This window comes from uncultured Bradyrhizobium sp., assembly GCF_936928535.1.
Classification (GTDB): domain Bacteria; phylum Pseudomonadota; class Alphaproteobacteria; order Rhizobiales; family Xanthobacteraceae; genus Bradyrhizobium.
In genome coordinates, this window is the sequence record NZ_CAKZHY010000133.1 from 1 (window position 1) to 19,274 (window position 19,274).

Annotated in this window: 19 protein-coding genes; 10 read left to right on the forward strand and 9 right to left on the reverse strand. The window is 62.2% G+C overall.

The annotated features are described in order from the left end of the window. Positions 1-639 precede the first annotated feature (639 nt). The 3 genes from Q0687_RS27115 to Q0687_RS27125 all read right to left on the reverse strand — a co-directional run bounded on the left by Q0687_RS27115 (position 640) and on the right by Q0687_RS27125 (position 3,400). The gene (locus tag Q0687_RS27115; protein ID WP_298883899.1) at positions 640-1,815 is read right to left on the reverse strand and encodes an AAA family ATPase; all 1,176 of its coding nucleotides are present in this window, start codon (positions 1,813-1,815) and stop codon (positions 640-642) included. A 16-nt stretch (positions 1,816-1,831) separates the two neighbouring features. Beyond that, positions 1,832-2,275, reverse strand: a complete 444-nt coding sequence (locus Q0687_RS27120; RefSeq protein WP_298883901.1) for a hypothetical protein — start codon at positions 2,273-2,275, stop codon at positions 1,832-1,834. A 246-nt stretch (positions 2,276-2,521) separates the two neighbouring features. Further along, complete coding sequence (locus Q0687_RS27125; RefSeq protein ID WP_298883905.1) at positions 2,522-3,400, reverse strand: methyltransferase; 879 nt, start codon at positions 3,398-3,400, stop codon at positions 2,522-2,524. Between the two features lie 176 nt (positions 3,401-3,576). Here Q0687_RS27125 and Q0687_RS27130 point away from each other — a divergent pair, with 176 nt between their 5' ends. Further along, positions 3,577-3,705, forward strand: a complete 129-nt coding sequence (locus tag Q0687_RS27130) for a hypothetical protein (protein ID WP_256466938.1) — start codon at positions 3,577-3,579, stop codon at positions 3,703-3,705. A 429-nt stretch (positions 3,706-4,134) separates the two neighbouring features. Further along, positions 4,135-4,371, forward strand: a complete 237-nt coding sequence (locus Q0687_RS27135) for a hypothetical protein (protein ID WP_298883913.1) — start codon at positions 4,135-4,137, stop codon at positions 4,369-4,371. Positions 4,372-4,710: 339 nt separating this feature from the next. On the opposite strand, the gene Q0687_RS27140 is transcribed toward Q0687_RS27135, so the two are convergent. Next, positions 4,711-5,049, reverse strand: a complete 339-nt coding sequence (locus Q0687_RS27140) for a hypothetical protein (RefSeq protein WP_298883916.1) — start codon at positions 5,047-5,049, stop codon at positions 4,711-4,713. A gap of 390 nt (positions 5,050-5,439) precedes the next feature. Here Q0687_RS27140 and Q0687_RS27145 point away from each other — a divergent pair, with 390 nt between their 5' ends. From Q0687_RS27145 to Q0687_RS27180, 8 genes are all read left to right on the forward strand, one after another. Then, on the forward strand, positions 5,440-5,886 hold the full coding sequence (locus Q0687_RS27145; RefSeq protein WP_298883918.1) for a L,D-transpeptidase: 447 nt from the start codon (positions 5,440-5,442) through the stop codon (positions 5,884-5,886). A 270-nt stretch (positions 5,887-6,156) separates the two neighbouring features. Further along, positions 6,157-7,146, forward strand: a complete 990-nt coding sequence (locus tag Q0687_RS27150; RefSeq protein ID WP_298883921.1) for an N-acetylmuramic acid 6-phosphate etherase — start codon at positions 6,157-6,159, stop codon at positions 7,144-7,146. 303 nt (positions 7,147-7,449) lie between these two features. Next, on the forward strand, positions 7,450-8,193 hold the full coding sequence (locus Q0687_RS27155; protein ID WP_298883924.1) for a GntR family transcriptional regulator: 744 nt from the start codon (positions 7,450-7,452) through the stop codon (positions 8,191-8,193). A 55-nt stretch (positions 8,194-8,248) separates the two neighbouring features. Then, entirely contained in the window at positions 8,249-9,430 is a 1,182-nt protein-coding gene (locus Q0687_RS27160; RefSeq protein WP_298883925.1) for an extracellular solute-binding protein, read from the forward strand. 67 nt (positions 9,431-9,497) lie between these two features. Then, positions 9,498-10,568: an ABC transporter ATP-binding protein gene (locus Q0687_RS27165; protein WP_298883928.1), complete on the forward strand. Its 1,071-nt coding sequence runs from the start codon at positions 9,498-9,500 to the stop codon at positions 10,566-10,568. Next, on the forward strand, positions 10,565-11,491 hold the full coding sequence (locus tag Q0687_RS27170; RefSeq protein WP_298883929.1) for a sugar ABC transporter permease: 927 nt from the start codon (positions 10,565-10,567) through the stop codon (positions 11,489-11,491). The genes Q0687_RS27165 and Q0687_RS27170 overlap by 4 nt, the downstream gene beginning before the upstream one ends. Positions 11,492-11,506: 15 nt before the next feature. Next, positions 11,507-12,349, forward strand: a complete 843-nt coding sequence (locus Q0687_RS27175; RefSeq protein ID WP_298883931.1) for an ABC transporter permease subunit — start codon at positions 11,507-11,509, stop codon at positions 12,347-12,349. A gap of 260 nt (positions 12,350-12,609) precedes the next feature. Further along, on the forward strand, positions 12,610-13,362 hold the full coding sequence (locus tag Q0687_RS27180; protein WP_298883932.1) for a hypothetical protein: 753 nt from the start codon (positions 12,610-12,612) through the stop codon (positions 13,360-13,362). A gap of 38 nt (positions 13,363-13,400) precedes the next feature. Here the strand turns inward: Q0687_RS27180 and Q0687_RS27185 are convergent, their stop codons facing one another. The 5 genes from Q0687_RS27185 to Q0687_RS27205 all read right to left on the reverse strand — a co-directional run bounded on the left by Q0687_RS27185 (position 13,401) and on the right by Q0687_RS27205 (position 19,141). After that, positions 13,401-14,108, reverse strand: coding sequence for a L,D-transpeptidase (locus Q0687_RS27185; protein ID WP_298883933.1), 708 nt, complete (start codon positions 14,106-14,108; stop codon positions 13,401-13,403). A 223-nt stretch (positions 14,109-14,331) separates the two neighbouring features. Then, positions 14,332-15,675: a hypothetical protein gene (locus tag Q0687_RS27190; protein WP_298883936.1), complete on the reverse strand. Its 1,344-nt coding sequence runs from the start codon at positions 15,673-15,675 to the stop codon at positions 14,332-14,334. Between the two features lie 691 nt (positions 15,676-16,366). Continuing rightward, complete coding sequence (locus tag Q0687_RS27195; RefSeq protein ID WP_298883938.1) at positions 16,367-16,531, reverse strand: hypothetical protein; 165 nt, start codon at positions 16,529-16,531, stop codon at positions 16,367-16,369. 289 nt (positions 16,532-16,820) lie between these two features. After that, positions 16,821-18,563 carry a caspase family protein gene (locus Q0687_RS27200; protein WP_298883940.1) on the reverse strand — a complete coding sequence of 581 codons (1,743 nt, stop codon included), beginning with the start codon at positions 18,561-18,563 and terminating at the stop codon, positions 16,821-16,823. Positions 18,564-18,679: 116 nt separating this feature from the next. Further along, on the reverse strand, positions 18,680-19,141 hold the full coding sequence (locus Q0687_RS27205) for a hypothetical protein (protein ID WP_298883942.1): 462 nt from the start codon (positions 19,139-19,141) through the stop codon (positions 18,680-18,682). Positions 19,142-19,274 lie beyond the last annotated feature (133 nt).

Here is a 19,274-nt window from a genome sequence, read left to right on the forward strand (position 1 = left end):
TCTTCGCACATCTAATCTAACGTCGAACCGAGGGTGCCGGCTTAGCGCTTACAGAAGGACCCGTTCATCAGAAAGTTCTATCTTCCCTGTTCGCCCGTCGTGGGCCCCTGCTATGCGATCAACTTCCAGCAGGAGGGCGTCGTTTTTTTCGACCGCGAACAGTATCCGGAACGCGAAGTATCCGATGATGAATTTGCCACCTTATACAATGACAGGAAGCCGGAGGATGTTGTGCCGCCAGAGCCTTCGGAAACTGTCCGGTTGGTTGGGGTTCTCAGGAAAGATGGAATTTACCTTCCCGCCCACCGTGACGGCGATGGCTGGGTACTCGAAAACCCGCCAAAGTATTGACGTCGCCCGGCCGACATCCCGGCCAGAATCTAACCGTTATCTAGCCGACGGTGCAGGTCACAGCGCGTTAGCTGCAGGACTTTACCCAATTCTGCCCAAGGTCCTCAAACTCACCACCGGCCTCGCCAGCCCGTTCTAGGGCCATGACAACCGCCCTAGGGGCTTTTCCTTTCTCTAGAATCCTCCCCACAGCGTGACATCCGTGACAGGGTATATACCCCTGTCACGTCACGTCACGCTAAGATGGGCCGTGACATCCGTGACATGTCACGCGCGACATCGAAAATGTCACGATAGCCAAACCCGGTCCCCCATCGCGCCCACATTGCCCGCCTCCACCAGCCTGCCAGAAGCCCGGTGAAAGCGCTGCCTAAGCGTCTCAGCGTCTAGGGCTGGCTCCTTGGCCAGAATGTCTGCGTAGAACCTGTCGCGCCAAGCGTCACGCGGTAGGGTCGGGATACCATCCGGGTAACCCAGGTCGACGGGCCCGGGTTCGCCTCCATCCTCCTCCAAGACGGCTCGCAAGGACTCAAATGCCTTGGCAGTATTCCCCCTCAGATTCAGCCCATCATCCGTCGATGCCGTGAGGCTGGCAGGGGTAACCTTCGTCGGCACGACAACAGGCGCCGTCGTCTCGTTACCGTCCGAGTCAAAGCCCAGCGACACAGACTCGAGCCGGAAGGCCGCTATCACGCCTTCGTCTCCGTCGTTCGCGCCCGTACATTCCAAGACGAACGACTTGCCCGACGCGGTCACCCCAAATGACACGTCAATAGCACCGTCAAGATCGATAGCACCTTTGCCCCGGTCTCCTTCCCATCCTGAATGATGGACTGCAGCGACGTGAGCGCCGGTCGCCCGGTGGAGTTCGTCGACCGACTGGACGTAGCGCTGCATATCCTTGGACGCGTTCTGATCGCCGCCGCCAAAGGTCCGCGTTACTGTGTCGACGACGATAAGAGCGCATTGGTGCCCGCACTTGGCCTCAAGCGCTTTGATCGCCGCTCCAAGCACCTTCGCGTCGATGAGCCCGCCAGTTAAATCCAGCTTACCGCCGACCACCGCGAACGGAATTCCGGACAAGCCGTGCTTCTTTCGCCAAGCTGCGACGCGCCGTTCTGTCAGCCCCTTACGTTCAGCCGCAAAGAAGACAATCAAACCCTGTTTCACTTTCCGACCGTGCCAGTCTACACCAGCCGCAATATGGCACCCGATATCGCAGAGTAGAACGCTCTTACCGGTGCCGGGCTTGGCAACGAACAGGGAGAATTCGCCAGCGCCTAGGAAGTCTTTGATCACCCATTCCTTGACGACAGACGCGCCGACGTCGTCGAACCAAGTAACGTCAAAGCGTTCTCTCAAAGCGCCGTTCGGCACTTGCAACGTCCTTTTGTTGTCGTTGGCTACTGTTTGTCGCAACTCCGCAACATACCGTTCGCGCCGCGCGTCAATGTTGGCCAGCATTTGGGGATATAGCTCACTAAGTTGCACGCGAAAGCACCCCCCACGCTTGAACGCGCGCGTTTACGTCAACGTATTCGGCGATGGATGACGGAACGTCATCAATCTCGAACCGGCCCAGCTTGCGTTCGTCACCACCGAATCCGAAGTCCCAAGCCTCCAGCGCCGCACCAATATCATTGCATTCGATCACCCTCGCCTTGCGCAACTGTCTGAGTCCGTCACGAGAGACCAGCGCGATATGGCAGACCCCGGTGCAGCCCGCTTCGAGCCAATCAACGGGCCGGGCGTGGAGACGAACCGGCTTGCGGCAAGGTATCGTTCCCAGCCACACAGCGCGGCCAGCAACCGTTTCAGTATCAAAGGCGTCGTCGACTAAAAGGACGTCGATGAAGGCGCCGTTGTCGTAGATCGGTACAGCAAGACTATCGCCAATCAACGCGACCTTAGCCCCCTGAGCCACGGGTATCCTGCGCCACCGATACACATCCGGCAAGTAGCCAAGAGCGCCCAGCAATACCTGGCCTGGTCTTCGCAGACATACCGGCTTCGATTAATTCTGGATTGCGGTGACAGTGCGCTAAATTAAGCTATTCTCTCCAGGCACACGTCACGCCTTGCCACCGTTGTGATTGCCGGTGCCTGAATTGCCGCACTCGTTATCAATCAAGTGCATTGTCTCCGTAATCCGACTTTCGCCCAGCCGCATTCAAGGCTTCATGAACTTGAGCACGAACTCGTCCTTGGGTTGGGGCGGGTCGGGCGTATTCTTGTCTCTGGGATCGTTCGGATTGCGCAGGAAGTTTCCTTCGTCGGCCAGCCTGAAGCCGGCCGCCTCAACTTCCTGCCGAAGAAATGCTTCTTCGATGCGATGCAGCGTGCCGGATTCGGAGATGCCGGTGCCCGGTCGCCCCGAATGATCGGCGACGACATAGACGCCTCCCGACTTGAGCGCGCGGAAGATCGCCTTGTTCATCGCCGCACGGTCCACGCCGAGGTGTCCGAGGTCGTGATAGTTGAACATCAATGTCACGAGATCGAGGCGCGCATCCGCGAGCTCGGGTGAAACAGGGTCTTCAAACGGTCGGGAGAGCGCAACGATGGGAGCGGCCTGGACGCCGTTGCTTCGGAGAGCGTTGTCACGTTCGGCAAGGGCGACGGACGAGGGACGAGGCGCGGTTGGGGGCGCTGCAGTCGCCGCAGCGGGCGCGGCGGTCGGGTTGCTGTTGCCCTCCGGCGCGGCCGGGGACGGCGGGACCTGGTTCGGATTACGCGGCCGGCTTTGACCGTAAACCTTGCCGGCGGGACCGATCGCACGCGCAAGCAGTTCCGTGGTGTAACCACCAGCCGCGCTGATATCGAGCGCGACGATGCCGGGGCGAATCCCGATGAAGCCCAGCATCTGCTCGGGCTTGCGGCGCTGATCGTTGGTTCGATCTGCCGCAGTGCGGTCAGCGCTCTTCACGATCTGCGCGATTTGCGCAGGCGAAAGTGGTTGCTTCTCCTGCGCCATCGCGACGTAGGTGTTGAGGAGCAGGCCGGCGCTGACCGCAATCGCGGCCAACAGAACCTTTCCTCCTGATTTCATGGACTTGCTCATCGCTCTCCGGTCATTCCGATTGACAGGGCAAAACTCGGCGATGACCCTAGACGATTTGCGTTCTCCGGCCAATGATCGGCGGGATCGAATGTCCCGGCGCCATCAGGCTGTTCCGGCGCTGGATGCCCGCGCAAGACCGCCCCTCTCGCGGCAGGAGAAATTTCATGACCAGTGAAAAAGGCCCGAACATCAAGAAGAAGCAGAAATGCAAGAACTGTGAGGGCAAAGGCCTACTCAAGAAGGGCGACAAGGTGGTGAAGTGCCAGCGCTGCAAAGGCACCGGGCTGCGCTGACGCCCCACTTAATGCCCGGCGGTCTTTTCGGGACAAACTCAAAAGCTCCTGAATTAAATGCACGTCACCGTAATCCAATAGACGGCCCGATATGGACCCGAAAAGCCGACTGTCCTTGGCTCGTCGGGCCGCACCAAGGCTTGATGTGTATCAATGCTCGTTGCCTGACGACGGTTAGCGTTGAAGCATCGTTCTTCTGGGCAGATGTCGCTTCCATCCAATTCGGTGCAGCAAATCGATGAGGCCCGTTCGCGTCATCCAGTGTCGGCCCCACCTAGGAGCGTTCGCATGGTCAACCTCCGTCTGATCGCGTCTGTCTGCGCGGCAGCGCTTCTGCTGACATCCCGCGTGCCGCTTGCACAAGCAGGTCAAGTGCCACCCTTAACTGTCAAAATGTCCTGTGTCGTACTTCCGCCGTACGAGGGGACCTTGAAGTTCCTCAACGAGGGGCCCGGAACGGCTCCGGCCAACTCGATCTGGCAATGGTCGTTTGGCTTCCCCGGCCCGGCCACCGGCTATTGCAGGCTCAGCAAGCCGCTTCCGCCGCATGGTTCGGTCGTGGTTTCGACGGGACACATCACCAGCTTCGTCTCGACGTGCGAGGTTAAGCGGGTCTATCTGCTGCCCAAGCAACAGCTTCCAGTCGTGCCGATCTGTAAGCCATAGGGCTGTCACGCAGCGGACGGCGCACCTTCAACGGCAACCGCGGCCCAAAGTCCAAGCCGATCCCGGGGCCGCATCAGGTCTTTGGTCGCGGAGCTGGAGCGTCACGACCATATCCGCCTTGATCTGCATCAGAAGCGCCCGGTCCTCGTCCGCACCGCTACCGCTTTTGCGTCCTGATAGAGATCCCAGACGTGGGCGCCAATTAGACCACCGCTCATCAAAGCAAGCAACGTTATGATCATGGGAGCCTCCACTGTTGCTTCTTGTAATCGTAGCAGAGGAGACCGGCTCTCGAAATTTGGGTAATTTGCTTAAGGGGTTTTCCGGAGGCACGGGCCCCTAGAGGCTGCAGGCGTTGACCCTGTGTCGCATCTGGTGACAGAAGCCATCCAGCAACTGGTGGAGGGCTTCGAGGTTTACCAGCAGCCGGTCTGCCTGTGCGCGCTCTGACGAGCCATCAATAAAACTGTCGCGCAAGTTTCGTTGCCGGTTCATGCGATCCCGGCTCGCTGCGGCGCGCGTCTCGGCGAATTCAAGCCGCTCCAGATCGTGACCCAGCTTGTCTTCCTCCTCGACCAGCAGCTTTGTGATCACCGAGCGATTGTGAGGCAGAATATCATCGATCTGAAGAAGTCCAAGATAATGATCGACATTCGCGCGGGCGACATACCGGTACATTACGCTGTTTCCCCATTTGTGCGGCAAACCTAGGTGTCGCGGCGGAATAGCGGATTGATCCCGATCAATTGTGGTGGCCGCTGCCCGCGGGACCGAGCTTCGCTGGAAAGCGCAAGAATGCCGCCGAGGTGGGGGCGTCCTCGGCGGCCACTTGGGGGACGCGTACAGGGCGGCTGTACGCGGGACGCAGTCAAGCCGCCTGAGAGACTGGTCTTGTTGAGGGAGATCAAACAGGCGGCCCCTTAATCCACCGGGTGCGCCGGCTTGAGGGAGATCAAAGGTGGCCGATCCGGATCTGCGAAAAGGTTGCCATCTGAGTACCGAAGCATAGTTGCAATTCGCCCGGCAGCCGCCATCGACCGCCGGGCTTTTGCATGGCCCGAGACGCCGATGATCCATTTGGTTACACGATTTGCGACGACTCTGATCGTCGGACTCTGCATTCTGCTTTCAGCCGCAGCCTCCGACGGCGCGCTCGCAGCAATCACTGTTCGAATTCAGCTTTCGAATCAGACGATGAGCGTCACGGTGGATGGCGCCCAATTTGCTACTTGGCCGGTATCGACCGCGCGGCGCGGTTACCGAACGCCCGTTGGAACTTACACGCCCTATTCTCTTGAACGGATGCATTATTCCAAGCTCTACGACTATACGCCAATGCCATATTCGGTCTTCTTTCACACCGGATACGCGATCCACGGCACCTCCGAAGTCCGCAGTCTTGGCCAACCAGTCTCCCACGGCTGCATCAGGTTGAGCCCAGATAACGCCCGCTCCCTCTTCGAATTGATTCAGGCGCAAGGACGGTTGAACACGACAATCGAGATCGTCCGTTAAGGGCAGCAGTCGTTTCTGACGCAGCCGGTGGACAAGCGGTGATGGGGAAGAACAGTCCGTTCTTCTGCTAGCATTCAAGTTACGGTGACAGTGCACTTAACCGATGCGGATGGAGTTATTGAGTGCACTGTCACCGTAATCCCGCGCATCTCCGCGTTGACGGCGACGGAACTCGCCGTCGGTCCCGGATCGAAAGCGGCAGAGTGCTTGATGAAGCGAGCCCGGGCCGGCGCGAGGACGGCTCGGACCAGCGCAGGAGAGAGGCCGACCATGAGCAGGCTCGGAAATTCCGCGACTGAGGCTGGGATCAACGATGTGGCCACAGAAGAGGTCGATCCCCGCTTTGCCGATCTTGATGCGTGGCCGCTGAATTCGGCGATGGAAGCGATGTGGGAGGGCCAGCTCGCGGCAGTCGCGGCGATCGGCCGTGCCCTTCCCGCGATCACTGCGGCGACGGAAGCGGCGAAGGCGGCGCTGGGCGATCACGGACGCATCGTGTATGTCGGCGCCGGAACTTCGGGCCGCGTGGCGGTCCAGGACGGCGCCGAGCTGACGCCGACCTTCGCCTGGCCCAACGACCGCGTCCGCTTCATCGTCGCCGGCGGAGACAGCGCGTTCATCACCAGCATCGAGGGCGCGGAGGACGATGTCGATGACGCGGTCGCGCAGATCAATGCGGCACGACTCACACCGCACGACGTGGTGATCGCGGTTGCCGCCAGCGGAACGACGCCATTCACGGTCGCGGCGCTGCAACGGGCAGGCTCTTTCGGTGCAGTGACGATCAGTGTCGCCAACAATCCCGGCACCGCACTGCTGGCAGCGGCAAATTTTCCGATCCTGGTCGAGACCGGCCGTGAGCTGGTCGCCGGCTCGACGCGGATGAAGGCCGGCACCGCGCAGAAGATCGTTCTCAACCTGATCTCGTCAGGGATCATGCTGCGCCTTGGCCGGGTCTACCGCGGCCTGATGGTGAACATGCAACCGACCAATGCCAAGCTGAAGCGGCGCGCCGAGGCCATGGTGGCGCAGATCGCGCACTGCGAATCTCCGCACGCGGCACGCGCGCTCGAGCAGGCCAAGGGAGACATCAAGACGGCAAGCCTTCTGGCGTTGGGCGTCGACAGGGTTGATGCCGAGACCATGCTGCGGAACTGTGACGGCAACCTTCGCCGCGTGTTTGCCGAACTCGCCGGGGATGGTGACCGCCCGCTCGAGGGAGCGCCGGCACGCAAGCGAGGCGGGGCGGTCGAGCCGTGACAACGTCCAGATTGCGGTGACAATGCACCCTATACCCACGCCGCTTCCGCGGCCCGAAGGCTCAGTCAAGTGCACTGCTGGTCAAAGTCGCCATCGGGCAAAGGCCTGATCCAGCAAGGGTCGAGTCAATGTCCGGCCCAATCAACGTGTGCGCGACGGAGTTGACGGTGCGCGCGATGCTAATATACTAGTGTTTCAATACTAAGGTGGGAGGAAAGCCTGGAGCGACGCACGGCGCGCGATCGCGGCCGCCAGGACGGCCGTCCGAACAGCTCCACGCCCGGCGAGGCCGGCGCGGTCCTGATGAGGCGCAATACCATCGCAGAGCAGGTCCATGCCGTCCTGCGCCGCGACATCGTGTGCGGTCGGCTGTCGCCACGCGCCAGCCTCAGCGAGCAGGAGCTGGTTCATCGTTTCGGGGTATCGCGAACGCCAATCCGCGAGGCCATGATCAAACTCGCCGACGAAGGCCTCGTCGAGATCTTCCCGCAATACGGCTCGTTCGTCGGACCAATCAAACTCACCGAGGTGTTGGACAGCCAATTCGTGCGCGAAACCCTCGAATGCGCCGCGGTGGAAAAGGCGGTTGCGCAAATGGACTCCAGGCAGGCCGACGACCTGAAAGCGCTTCTGGATCGCCAGCGCGCCCTCCAGCGGAGCGGCGATGACGAGGGTTTTTTCCGCGCCGACGAGGCCATGCATGCCCACATCTTTTCGATCGCCGGTCATCCGACAGCCTGGCAGTTTGTGGCAGGCGCCAAAGCACAGATGGATCGCGTGCGCTATCTCGCCATCACCATCCTGCGCAAGCAGCCCTCCGTCGTCGCCCAGCACGCCCTCATCATCGACCGGCTCTGCGCCCGCGATCGCAACGGTGCGCTGGAAGCGATGCGGACCCACATGCGGGGAATCCTGAAGACCATCGAGATTCTCAGGGGTGAGAAGCACGACTATTTCGCCGAGGCGGACGGCAATCCGCAGCCCCGGCGCGAAGCACTCGATCAAGCAGCCCGGAAGAGGCCGCGAAAAGTACAAGCCAACGACTAACCGTGAACATCGCGCAAGACGTCGCGCGCCAATCCAAGAGGGAGAGAGAACGGCCATGACATTTGCACCCACTCGCCGCAGCGTCGTCGCGGGCCTCGCCGGCTCGTTCGCCATCAACGCCCGCGCCTTCGCGGCGTCTCCCCCGCTGCCGTCCTCGCCGGTGTCCCTGAACATCGTCGACGTCGCCGGCAACCTGGCTTTGACCCAGAAAGCGATCGAGGCCTACCGCGCCAAGAATCCCAAGCTGGTCTCGAAGATCACATTCACCAAAGCCCCGGCTCCTGAGCTGCCCGGCAAGATCAAGGCGCAACAGGACGCCGGCCGGGTCGACATCGACGGCGTGCTGACCGGCATCGATGCGCTCTCGGCGGGAGTCGACCAGAACCTCTGGATTCCGACCGTGACCGACTATGCCGACAAGCTGCCGAAACTCGGCGATATCTATCTGCCGGGCGCGCGCGCCATGCAGGGGCTCGCGGCAAACCAGGGCGTATGCATCGTGTTCTGTCCCGCAGGTCCGGTGATGGAATACATGCCGGAGAAGGTGAAGCAGGTGCCGGGGACGGCCGAGGAACTGCTGGCCTGGGCCAAGGCCAATCCCAACCGCTTCATGTACGCCCGTCCCGCCAATTCTGGTCCCGGCCGCGTCTTCATGATGGGGCTTCCCTACATCCTCGGGGACAAGGACCCGAAGGATCCGAAGGACGGCTGGGACAAGACGTGGTCGTACCTCAAAGAGCTTGGGCAATACGTCGAATACTATCCCGCCGGCACGGGCCCGGTGATGAAGGAGCTCGGCGAAGGATCGCGCGACATGATCCCCTCGCAGATGGGCTGGGACATCAACCCGCGCGCGCTCGGCGTCGTGCCGAAGGAAGCGAAGGTGTTCTTCCTGAAAGGCTTCCACTGGGTTCTCGACGCCCACTATCTCTGCATCCCCAAGGGCGTCGGCCCCGACAAGCTCGCGGTGCTGCTCGATCTCATCAACTATCTGCTCGGCAAGGATGCGCAGGCCACCACCTATGACACCGGCTATTTCTATCCGGGACCGGCCGTGAAGGACGTCACGCTGGCGATGGCGCCGCAGGACAGCCAGGACGTCATCAAGGAATTCGGTCGTCCGGAATACGAGGCCGCAATCACCGGCAACCCGCAGGAGCTGCCGCTGACACCCGACAAACTCGTCTACGCCTTCAGCCGTTGGGATGAGCAGATCGGTACGCAAAAGAAGAAATGACGCCCGGTGGCTGCCCTTGCAGCCGTCCGATGAGATCAGCCCGGTGCTCCCTGGAGTTTCTTGATACATGCCGATTGCAGGACGTGACTTCCGCGAGCTCCGGCTCGAGGACCTGAATCGCAGCTTTGGCACGCTGAACGCGCTCAAGAGCGTCAGCCTGAGCATCAAGCGGGGCGAGTTCATCGCCCTGCTCGGCCCCTCCGGATGCGGCAAGTCGACCGCACTCAACTGCCTCGCCGGCCTGCTCACGCTGACCGGCGGCAGCATTTGGCTCGACCAGACCCGGATCGACCGGCTGAAGCCGGAAGAGCGCGGCTTCGGCATGGTGTTCCAGAACTATGCGCTGTTTCCGCACATGACGGTCCGCCGCAATATTGGTTTCGGTCTCGCCATGCAAGGCAAGCCGAAGGAGGAGATCGCGCGCAAGGTCGAGGAGGCGCTTGCCATCGTCCGGCTCAACCAGCAGGGCGACAAGCTTCCGGGCCAGCTTTCGGGCGGCCAGCAGCAACGCGTCGCGATCGCGCGCGCCATCGTGATCGAGCCGCCGCTGGTTTTGATGGACGAGCCGCTGTCCAACCTCGATGCCAAGCTTCGACTCGAGATGCGCGCGGAGATCCGCCGCATCCACGACCTGATCGGCTCTGCCACCATCTATGTCACCCATGACCAGGAGGAGGCACTCTCGATGGCCGACCGCATCGTGGTCATGCGCGACGGCACGGTGCGCCAGGTCGGCACGCCGCCGGAGCTCTACGCCCGCCCGGCGCATGCCGATGTCGCGGAGTTCATGGGCTATCGCAACTTGCTGCCCGCGCGCGTGCTCGAGGGCAGCGGCGCCGATGGCATCCACGTATCCGTCGGCGGCGCGGTGCTCAAAGGCGTGGCCATCGAACAGTGCCCCGCCGATCAGGCGATCGTCGCCGTTCGGCCCGACGATCTCAGGCCCGCCAGCGACGGGCCGGTCGCCGCGATCGTGGAGAGCGCGCAGTACCACGGGCGCGATTTCTACTGCTCCGGACGCGCCAGCGACGGCACCGAGCTCTATTTCTGCTCGCAGCAGCCGCTACGGAAGGGCGAGAAGGTGCTTTTGGCGGCCGATCCGACCCGTGTCTTGATCTACGCGGGGGCATCATCATGACCCACACCGCCGATCGACTGGCGCGCGCACCGCAGGAGAGCGCTCAAGACCGGACTCCCTGGCGCGTCCGGCTCGCGCTCCATGATATCGACGGTGTCACCCTCCTGGTGGTGCCAGCGGTGCTGTTTGTGCTTGGTCTCTTCGCCTATCCGTTCCTCTATGGTCTGGTGCTGTCGTTCAAGCCGCGCGCCGGAGACTTCCTCGCCAACTACAGAAAGTTCTTCTCCGACCCGTTTCTCTACGACACGATCTACGCAACGTTGCGGCTCGCGCTGCCGGCGACGATCATCAACGTCCTGATTTCGATTCCGGTCGCGCTCCGCGTGCGCAAGATGCACCGCCGCCGGCTGCTGACGACAATCCTCGTCATCCCGATCACGCTCGGCACGGTGCTGATCGCCGAGGGCCTGCTCAATTATCTCGGCCCGCAGGGCTGGCTCAATCGCACATTGATGCTGTTCGGCGTGATCAGCACGCCGCTGCGGCTGGTGCACAACTACACCGGCGTGATGCTCTCGCTGATCCTGTCCGGCTTCCCCTTCACCTTTCTGCTGACGCTCTCCTATATCACCGGGATCGACGCCTCTCTCGAACAGGCCGCCGCCACGCTCGGGGCCGGGGCGCGGGCGCGCTTCCGCCATATCGTGCTGCCGCTGCTGGTACAGGGCCTCGCCGTCAACTTCTGCCTCTCTTTCGTTCAGACCTTTTCGGTGTTTCCATCCGCGGTGCTGCTTGGCGCGCCGGCCGGTGACACAAGGGTGATCTCGATCGCGGCGTATCAGGCGGCGTACGAGCAGTACGACGCCTCCATGGCCTCGGCGATCGCAATGATCATGGGCTTCGTGCAACTCGCCGTCGTCCTGCTGGCGCTCGCCGGGCGCAGCCTGTTCTACCGTGGTGCGGCGGGCGGCGGAAAGGGCTAGAGGAACGACAAGACAATGGGCCAGGACAAGACCATCTCCGAGCGGCTGTGGGCCGCGGCGATCTGGGCGGGCGTTCTCTTCTTCATCGTCAACTTCATGGCGATGATTGCGACCGTCGTGATCAACTCCTTCGGCACACGGTGGCTCGGAACGTGGCTGCCGGCCGGCTTTACGACCCGCTGGTATCGCTCAGCCTGGGACGAATTCCAACTCGCTGATGTCTTGACGACGACCTTCCAGGTCGTTGGCGCTGTCGTGCTGCTATCGGCACTGTTCGGCGTGCCCGCAGCCTATTCCCTGGCCCGCCGCAACTTCCCCGGCAAGCAACTCGTCATCCTGTTGTTCCTGCTCCCCCTGATGATTCCCCCGATCACGTTCGGCATTCCGCTCGCGACCGTGCTCTATCAGCTCGGTGCCGGTGGGACGATTTGGGGCGTCATCATCGCCAACCTCGTGCCGACCGTGCCTTTCGTGATCCTGGTGATGATCCCCTTCATCGAGCAGGTCGACCCGCGGATCGAAGCCGCAGCCCGTGTGTTCGGTGCCGGGACAGGCCGGCTGTTCGTCTACGTGCTCGTTCCGCTGCTCGCGCCGGGCATCCTGGCTGCGCTGCTGCTGGTGTTGGTACGCACGATTGCGATGTTCGAATTGACCTTCTTTACGGCAGGGCCCGACAGTCAGACACTGGTCGTCGCGCTATACTACGCCGTCTATGCCGCCGGCGTGAGAGCCGGCCAGTCGATCGACGCAATGGCCGTCGTCTACATGATCACCACGCTGTTCTGGCTCCTGATCGCGCTGCGTTTCGTCGATCCCACCCAAATGGTCGCCCGCGCCAAGCAGGAGGCGGCGCGGTAGTATAGGGGTGCCCACCCGCGTGCTGGCGCTGCCTCGGCCTTCACAAGCAACGAAATCCAGTTTGCGCGATCGGTCTCGTCCAGTGCAGGCCAGCACCGTCACCGTAGCTCTGCAAAAACGTTTTGACAGGTCGGCCAAATCAGCGACATTATTTCGTCATCGCGAATTGTATCGCCATGGCCCGACCCAACAGGCACTTCCGCGCCGTCACAGAATCTGTCGGGAGGAATGCGCGAGGTCGTGATCGTCCGCACAGGTCCATGCAGAATCTGCTGATCGCGGCTGTGCTCGCATGGTTTGCCGTGATGCCTGCGCGCCTCCGCTCGGAGCCGGTCAAGCCGCTGGTCATGGCCACGAACCAGCCGGACACCACTTACGAGGGCCAATGGCAGCGGCGGGTCTATGCGGAGGCGTTCAGGCGCCTCGGTGTTCCGATCGAGGTGACGTTGATGCCGACGGCGCGCATGACCGCGATGGCGGATGCCGGGACGGTCGATGGCCAGTTCGTCCGTGTTTTTGGCTATGCGGATGCGCACCCTGACCAGGTGCGGGTCGAGGAGCCGATCTACCAGGTCGTGTTCGGGCTGTGGGTGAGCAATCCGGCTCTCAACCTGCCACGCCTCGAAGATCTGGCCGCGACGGGCTGGACCGGGATCTACCGACGTGGTGTCGAGCAGTGCCAAAACGCCTTGTCCCTGGCGCTGCCAAGCGACCGCCTGACCGACGTGGCGACGACGGAGCTTGGGTTGCAGATGCTATTGGCTGGCCGTGTCGACTTCTATTGCGAGCTGGACGGCGCGGTCCTGAACGCGTTGTATCTGCCCGAGTTCAGGAATGTCACCTCGGTTCGTCAGCTCGCAACGTTCGGCGATGCGATCGCGCTTCATCCCTATCTGCACAGGAAACATGCCGAGCTGGCGGTTCACCTGGCCACGGTTCTGAAGCAGATGAAGGCGGACGGCTCGCTGGAGCGCTTTCGCCGCGAGGTCAAATATGAATTGACGGGACAGTGACCCTTCGCGGCGCATGGACCGGCGGCCGACGCGGTTGCCTAGGCCGGCAACACGACCACCTTCGTATTGACGGGCGTTCGCGAATAGAGGTCGATCATGTCCTGGCTGAGGAGGCCGGTACAGCCGCTCGTAATGCCGTTCCCGATCGTTTCGGGGGCGCTGGTGCTGTAGATCGTGTAGAGCGTGTAAACCCCATTTTGATAGAGGTAGAGCACGCGAGCACCGAGAGGATTGTCGAGACCTCCCGGCATGCCGCGAGCATATTTGCCCGCCTCCGGCTGGCGCGCGATCATCTCCTTGGGTGGCGTCCAGGTCGGCCATTCGGCTTTGCGCCCGACGTAAGCGTCCCCATTCCACCTGAAACCATCGCGGCCGACATTGGCGCCATAGCGGGTCGCGCTTCCCTCGCCCTCGATGCGGTAAACATAGTATTTGCCGGGATCGACGATGATCGTACCGGGCGCCTCATTGCTGTCGTAGCGCACTGTCTTGCGAAAATATTTCGGATCGACCTTGCTGACATCGACCCCAGGGATCGGGAATTTCTCGTTCGGCACGGGCCCGTAGACTTTCTCCGCTTCGGCCAGGCTCATGTAGTCGGAGGCGCAACCGCCCAGGCCCAGTGCGGCGAGACCAGCAGCGGAGCCGAACAGAAACGCCCGGCGGTCGAGAAGCCGCGACTGAAGTCCGGACAGAGCCCTATCGCCCACCTTGCCGGCGTCGGCAGTTCCACGGTCCATGGTCATGATTTCGGATTTCCCTTGTCACAAGGTGCGGCGGGATCAGACTTTTCCATGGGAGGAGAAAAAAGTCCTTCATCATTCGAGGTTGCATCTCTTTGACCAAAATTGTGGCCTCTTGGAGGAAACAGCCCGCCCCCATGTCTCCTATCTCGCCCGCACACCGACGGGTCCGGTGCTCTTCACCGGCGATGCTTGCCACACGCGCGGGGGTTGGGAGCATGGCATCCTAGGTCGTCCGGATAATTCCCGACGTGCTCATGTCCGAGTGCTGCTGCCGGGGTGGTGCGCTTGCGGCCGAGGGGGGCACTTGCAGCTCATGGCCGCGCAGGCCCAGGAACGCGATCAACACGACAGCCGTCAGTGCGACACTGCCGACCGCGACTTCCGGCGCAGCGTCCGTGGACGCCGCCAGGATGCTTGCGCGCAGCGAGACCTCGTTCGGGATTTGACTCGAGACTTGGCTTGAGACTTGGCGCTCGCGATCCTGCCCGCTCTCGTGGCGCGTGTTGCCCGGAGCTTGCCCGAACCGGCGCAGGCAAAGGAAGACGAGGAGCAGCAATGCCGTACCACCCGCGAGCGGCGCGATCGGGGTGGTCAAGGATGTGTAGGAGAGCGTGTGAGCGCCGGTATAGAGAAGGAGCGTGGCCGACAAGGCCATGCCGCTGATAACAGGTGCGAGCGCGGGACGACAGCGGGCTGGTCTGCCGTCCGGAACGGCGAACACCGCGACAAGGATGGCGATCATCATCAAATGACCGATGCCGTCCACCTTGCCGAAATCGAGAGTTGCGGCGGTCAGCACCAGCGCCAGAGCGAGCGCGGCGAGACGCCGGACCAACGGTGTCCAGAACAGCGCGAAGGCCAGGCCGAATTCCACGACCCCTGCAGCGGTCACGACAGTCGGGACATCGAAGCCCAGGGTCAGTTCCGGATGAGCGACCGCGATCGGCGCGACCCAGGCCGGGTACACAAATTTCTCCATCGCCGGCCATAACAGGGACAGGGCGACGCTCCAGCGCAGGACATCAGACCGAACCGCAAGCAGTCTGGCATTGCGCGACAGCGACAGCGCGAACCAGACCGCGAGCCCCGGAAAGACCGGGTAGTCCAGCATGTGGAACAGGCCATAGCTGGCGGCACCATAGACATAGAGCAGCATGATGCCGGCCCCTGCTGCCGGGAGCGTGGCCCGCGCGCCCAGGAAGAGCGGGATCAGCAACTGAATGGCCGAGAGCCAGATACTGTTTGCTTCGAGCTCCGGGGTGAGAATGAGCCCGCCATGAGCCCACAGCAAGGCAAAGAAGACCGCAGCGGCCGCACGCAAAAGATCGTCGACGCGATGACGCAGGGGCTCGGTCAAGAGATCCAGGATTCGCAAGACCATGGCGCCGAACCTGGTCTGCTCGGCCGCGCAAGCGAGATAGAACAGCGCAAGGAACAGCGCCGCGAACAGAAAGAACTTCGTCGTCAATACCGCCTGAAGGGGCAGCGGATCGTCGGAGACGACGCATGGCACGAACCACTTCACGTGAGCCGATGCGACACCGGTCATCGCGATGAGGTTGACCACCAGGCACGAGGAGAAAATCAGCACTTTCGTGACCCTTGATCCGGCGCGTCCAGCATTGGAGAGGGTCGAAGAATCATTGCGGTCGGTTGCGCGATCGATACTCATGAGCTCACCAGAATAATTTGATCCAAACATTCTTCGCTCTCGACGAGAGCAGTTCGTGGACGGAAGAAAACGCTCGCCGATTTTGCAGACGCTCGCGCTTTTCGCGTGTGAAATGGCTTACTGCGCCGGCTCACACGTTCGTCAGGGAATCGTGACGCCCTGTGAGACAGCGCTGTTTCCGGATGACGGTGACAGGATCGCGGTGCGGGCGATGCTATCCCGCATCACCGACAAAATTGCTCGATACGGCATAACCGAACCTGTTGCCGAATTGCGAGTCCAGGAGGCAGGGCTGCAGCTCGATCAGCGTAAGCAAGCCAGGAACGCGAAGCGGAAGACAAGGCCCGCACCGAGGAGGCGCGAAAGGTCGTCAAGGAGCATGCCGACGACCAACGTGAGATAGCCGACAAGCTCCGCCGCAAGATGAATTAAGGCCGCCTGAGTTGGCGGCCTCTCACAACGGCTCAGCGCAATCTCGCAATGATGGGAAGCACGCTTGTCGCGTCCGCCTCTGGCGACCCGACGAGAATCCAAATGACGACGGCCAGGACAAGCGCGCTCGAAAATGTCCAAAATGCCGAACGCATCAAGGCATCATCGCCATCGCCGACAGATCAGCATCGGTGAAGCTTGGACCGCCTGATGCGAAATAGATTGCCGCAAGTATCACTACGGCGAACGCTATGTAGCCGAAAATAATCAAGCCGTCGTAACTGCGAACAGAAGACGGCATGGTGTATGAAATTGCCATGACCAAATTCCCTATCCGAATTGGCGCTTCATTGCGCCGACGATAGTTTAGGTTTGGCCCGCGCAAGCGCTGTGAAGGAGTTCACAGCATCGGCGCACAACTTTCCGTCAATTCCTTTTGGTTGCATTTCATCGGATTACTCGCCATGACCCTCGTTGATGCCGGGCGGCAGCAACGGCGGCCTTAGATAACGATCGAAGCGCCGCGAGACGCGGACACGGCAATTCATGTTCTTCATTGAATCACGGTGACGTGCCCTCAACCGGCCTGTTCCCGCACCCGCCTCACATCACTCGCAATACGTCTTGCCGTTGAAGCTGAAGCATTTGCCGCCGCCGGCGCGTGGGGTTGGAGCCGAGGATTCGTGCCGGGCAGCAGCGCGCGGGGCGGGCGCCGGTTCGGGTCTCTTCTCGCACTCGCCGCTCGAGGTCATGACGTAGCCGGCGCGGCAGGCGATCTGGACGCAGCGATCGCCATCGGCCTTCTGGTTCTTGCCGCAGATCAGAGGACAAACCCGATCCGGCTTGCTGCGCACGACGTTCAGCGCATCGAGACTGGCCAGCTTGACGTCGAACTTCGTCCCTGCGTTCTTGTTGAAGAGCTCGAGCGCTTTGCGCGAGCTGTCATCCCAGATGCCGTCGGGCGACCCCGTGATGCAGCCGACCCGTTTCAAATGCGCCTGCAGCAGGCGCGCGATATCCGATGGATCCATCTGCAGCGCCGGCGCGCTCGGAGCGGCCGGCGCCGGTTGAGTTGCCGGCTGGGCCGGGTCCAGCGCAGCGACCTTCTCGCCCGGCGCATTGCTCTGAACCTGGGCCTTGGCTTCCGCCGCGCCCTGGCGCCTGGCCTCCTCCAGCTGCTGTCGTGCCAGCTCGGCCTGCTGCCTGCTCTCTTCGAGCTGCTTTTGCGCCTCGTCCAATTGCTGGCGAGCTTGCTCGGCGATCTGGCGACGTTGCTCGTCGAGCTCCTTCCGGGACTGCTCGGACAACCGTTGCTTGGCCTGAGCCGTTTCGCGCGCGCTCTGTTCCTCGAGCTGCTTGCGGTAGGCCTCCGCCTTCAGCGCCGCCTGGGCCTCGGCGTCGCGCTTCGCCTCATCGGCCTTTGTCCTGACGTCCTGGGCGGCTCCAATCTTCTTGGTCTGCGCCCGCGCGAGGTCAGCGAAATACCCGGCGGTGTGACGAGCAAGAAACGTGTCCCAGGCGTCCTTCGTGCCGATCTGCGCCGCGAGCTCGTAGTCCACCTTGGCCTGAGCATCGGGATCGGCCTTCTGCGGCACCAGCGCCATGGTGTCGCCGCCGAGCGAGCCGTACACGAACGGCTCCTGGCGATTGCCCGTGCTCTTCAGCACGTCGTCGCGGACACGGCCGAACGCGAGGCGAAGATCGAGTCCGGGCTCGGTCAAATGCTTGAGCAGTGCCGTGGCAAACGGGCTGTTCTGCCCGTCGCCATCGCTGGCGACCGCGCCCGCCTTGGCAGCGAACGCGATCAGCGTATCCGAGTTGGCCGGCTCGATCTCGGCAAGGCCCCGGCCGATGGCGCGCGTCGCGATCGCGCGCTTCATCGATTTCGCGAAAGGATTGTCGCGACAGGCGTCCAGGATGATGAGCTTGAGACGCCTCGCGGGCTCGATCGCCTTGAGCACGCGATCCAGCGACATGGTCTCGTCCTGGACATCGAAATCGCTCAGCAATTTCGCGTCGGCCGGGATCAGATAATTGTTGCCGTCCATCTCGATGCCGTGACCGGCGTAGTAGACGACGGCGACGTCGGCATCCCGCGACTTTTCCGCGAACTCGCGGACCACCCGCCTGAGGTCGGCGATCCCGAGATCCTGTTCGCCGTCCACGATTTCGAAGCCGGCCTGACGGAACAGCCCGGCCATCGCGGCCGCATCACGCGCCGGATTGGAGAGCTTCGGGACCTGCTGATAGTTCGACATGCCGATCACGAGGGCGACCCGGCTTGCCGCGTGGGACGGCAACGCGAGAAACAAGGAAAAAATGGCCGCGAGAACCAGAATGCCGCCGCGCATAGGTCGAAACGACCCCTTCTCAAAATATGAGCAACTTAATGGGCAATTATAGACCGGCGGCATCGGCCAGCCAAGCCGCGGAGCTACCCGCCTCCCCCGGATTCCCGGCGGCCCGCCTAATCCGCCGGATTAACGGTTAAGGAAAATTGGGTCGTTCCTTCGCGTCCATCGCTATCATGGACGGAAACCTTGATGACGTGATTGCCCGGCGGAACCTCGGCTTCAGGAATCTCGATGCCCCCGCTCGTCAAGAACGGACGAATCCGCGGCGTCAGATCGACGTCCGTACTCTTGAGGTAGGTGACCGAGACCGAGCCCGGATCGATGCTCGAGCCGCCGAAGGCCCGAAAGATCAGTTTGAAGTGGATGGGCGAGTGCACCGGGCCGCTCAGCTGTTCGCCGACTTCAATCCGCGGGGCCCGGAAGATGCCGCGCGATGACGCGAGCTGCCGGGCCGGCGCAAGACGAGCCTCCTCCGTCGTGATCAGGACGACGCTTGCGGCATGGCTCCCCGACGGGACGATCGAGAGCCCCACCGCCAACCCCACCCATGTTGCAATGCATCGCCAGCCGTTCATCAGATGCGCATCCCTTGCGAACTCCGGAAATAAGGCCAATGAACGCGGGGTCCGTCAAGGCGATGTGCGATGCCCTGCTCAGGCACGGTCAGCCCGGCGAACGGGCCAATCGCGCCATTCGCCTCAAGGCGCA

Bases quoted from the DNA above. Each gene is read 5' to 3' on its own strand.
- Q0687_RS27115 (WP_298883899.1), bottom strand. From the start codon at position 1,815: ATGCTGGCCAACATTGACGCGCGGCGCGAACGGTATGTTGCGGAGTTG.
- Q0687_RS27125 (WP_298883905.1), bottom strand. From the start codon at position 3,400: ATGAAATCAGGAGGAAAGGTTCTGTTGGCCGCGATTGCGGTCAGCGCC.
- Q0687_RS27130 (WP_256466938.1), top strand. From the start codon at position 3,577: ATGACCAGTGAAAAAGGCCCGAACATCAAGAAGAAGCAGAAATGCAAG.
- Q0687_RS27140 (WP_298883916.1), bottom strand. From the start codon at position 5,049: ATGTACCGGTATGTCGCCCGCGCGAATGTCGATCATTATCTTGGACTT.
- Q0687_RS27145 (WP_298883918.1), top strand. From the start codon at position 5,440: ATGATCCATTTGGTTACACGATTTGCGACGACTCTGATCGTCGGACTC.
- Q0687_RS27150 (WP_298883921.1), top strand. From the start codon at position 6,157: ATGAGCAGGCTCGGAAATTCCGCGACTGAGGCTGGGATCAACGATGTG.
- Q0687_RS27155 (WP_298883924.1), top strand. From the start codon at position 7,450: ATGAGGCGCAATACCATCGCAGAGCAGGTCCATGCCGTCCTGCGCCGC.
- Q0687_RS27160 (WP_298883925.1), top strand. From the start codon at position 8,249: ATGACATTTGCACCCACTCGCCGCAGCGTCGTCGCGGGCCTCGCCGGC.
- Q0687_RS27165 (WP_298883928.1), top strand. From the start codon at position 9,498: ATGCCGATTGCAGGACGTGACTTCCGCGAGCTCCGGCTCGAGGACCTG.
- Q0687_RS27170 (WP_298883929.1), top strand. From the start codon at position 10,565: ATGACCCACACCGCCGATCGACTGGCGCGCGCACCGCAGGAGAGCGCT.
- Q0687_RS27175 (WP_298883931.1), top strand. From the start codon at position 11,507: ATGGGCCAGGACAAGACCATCTCCGAGCGGCTGTGGGCCGCGGCGATC.
- Q0687_RS27180 (WP_298883932.1), top strand. From the start codon at position 12,610: ATGCAGAATCTGCTGATCGCGGCTGTGCTCGCATGGTTTGCCGTGATG.
- Q0687_RS27185 (WP_298883933.1), bottom strand. From the start codon at position 14,108: ATGACCATGGACCGTGGAACTGCCGACGCCGGCAAGGTGGGCGATAGG.
- Q0687_RS27195 (WP_298883938.1), bottom strand. From the start codon at position 16,531: ATGGCAATTTCATACACCATGCCGTCTTCTGTTCGCAGTTACGACGGC.
- Q0687_RS27200 (WP_298883940.1), bottom strand. From the start codon at position 18,563: ATGCGCGGCGGCATTCTGGTTCTCGCGGCCATTTTTTCCTTGTTTCTC.
- Q0687_RS27205 (WP_298883942.1), bottom strand. From the start codon at position 19,141: ATGAACGGCTGGCGATGCATTGCAACATGGGTGGGGTTGGCGGTGGGG.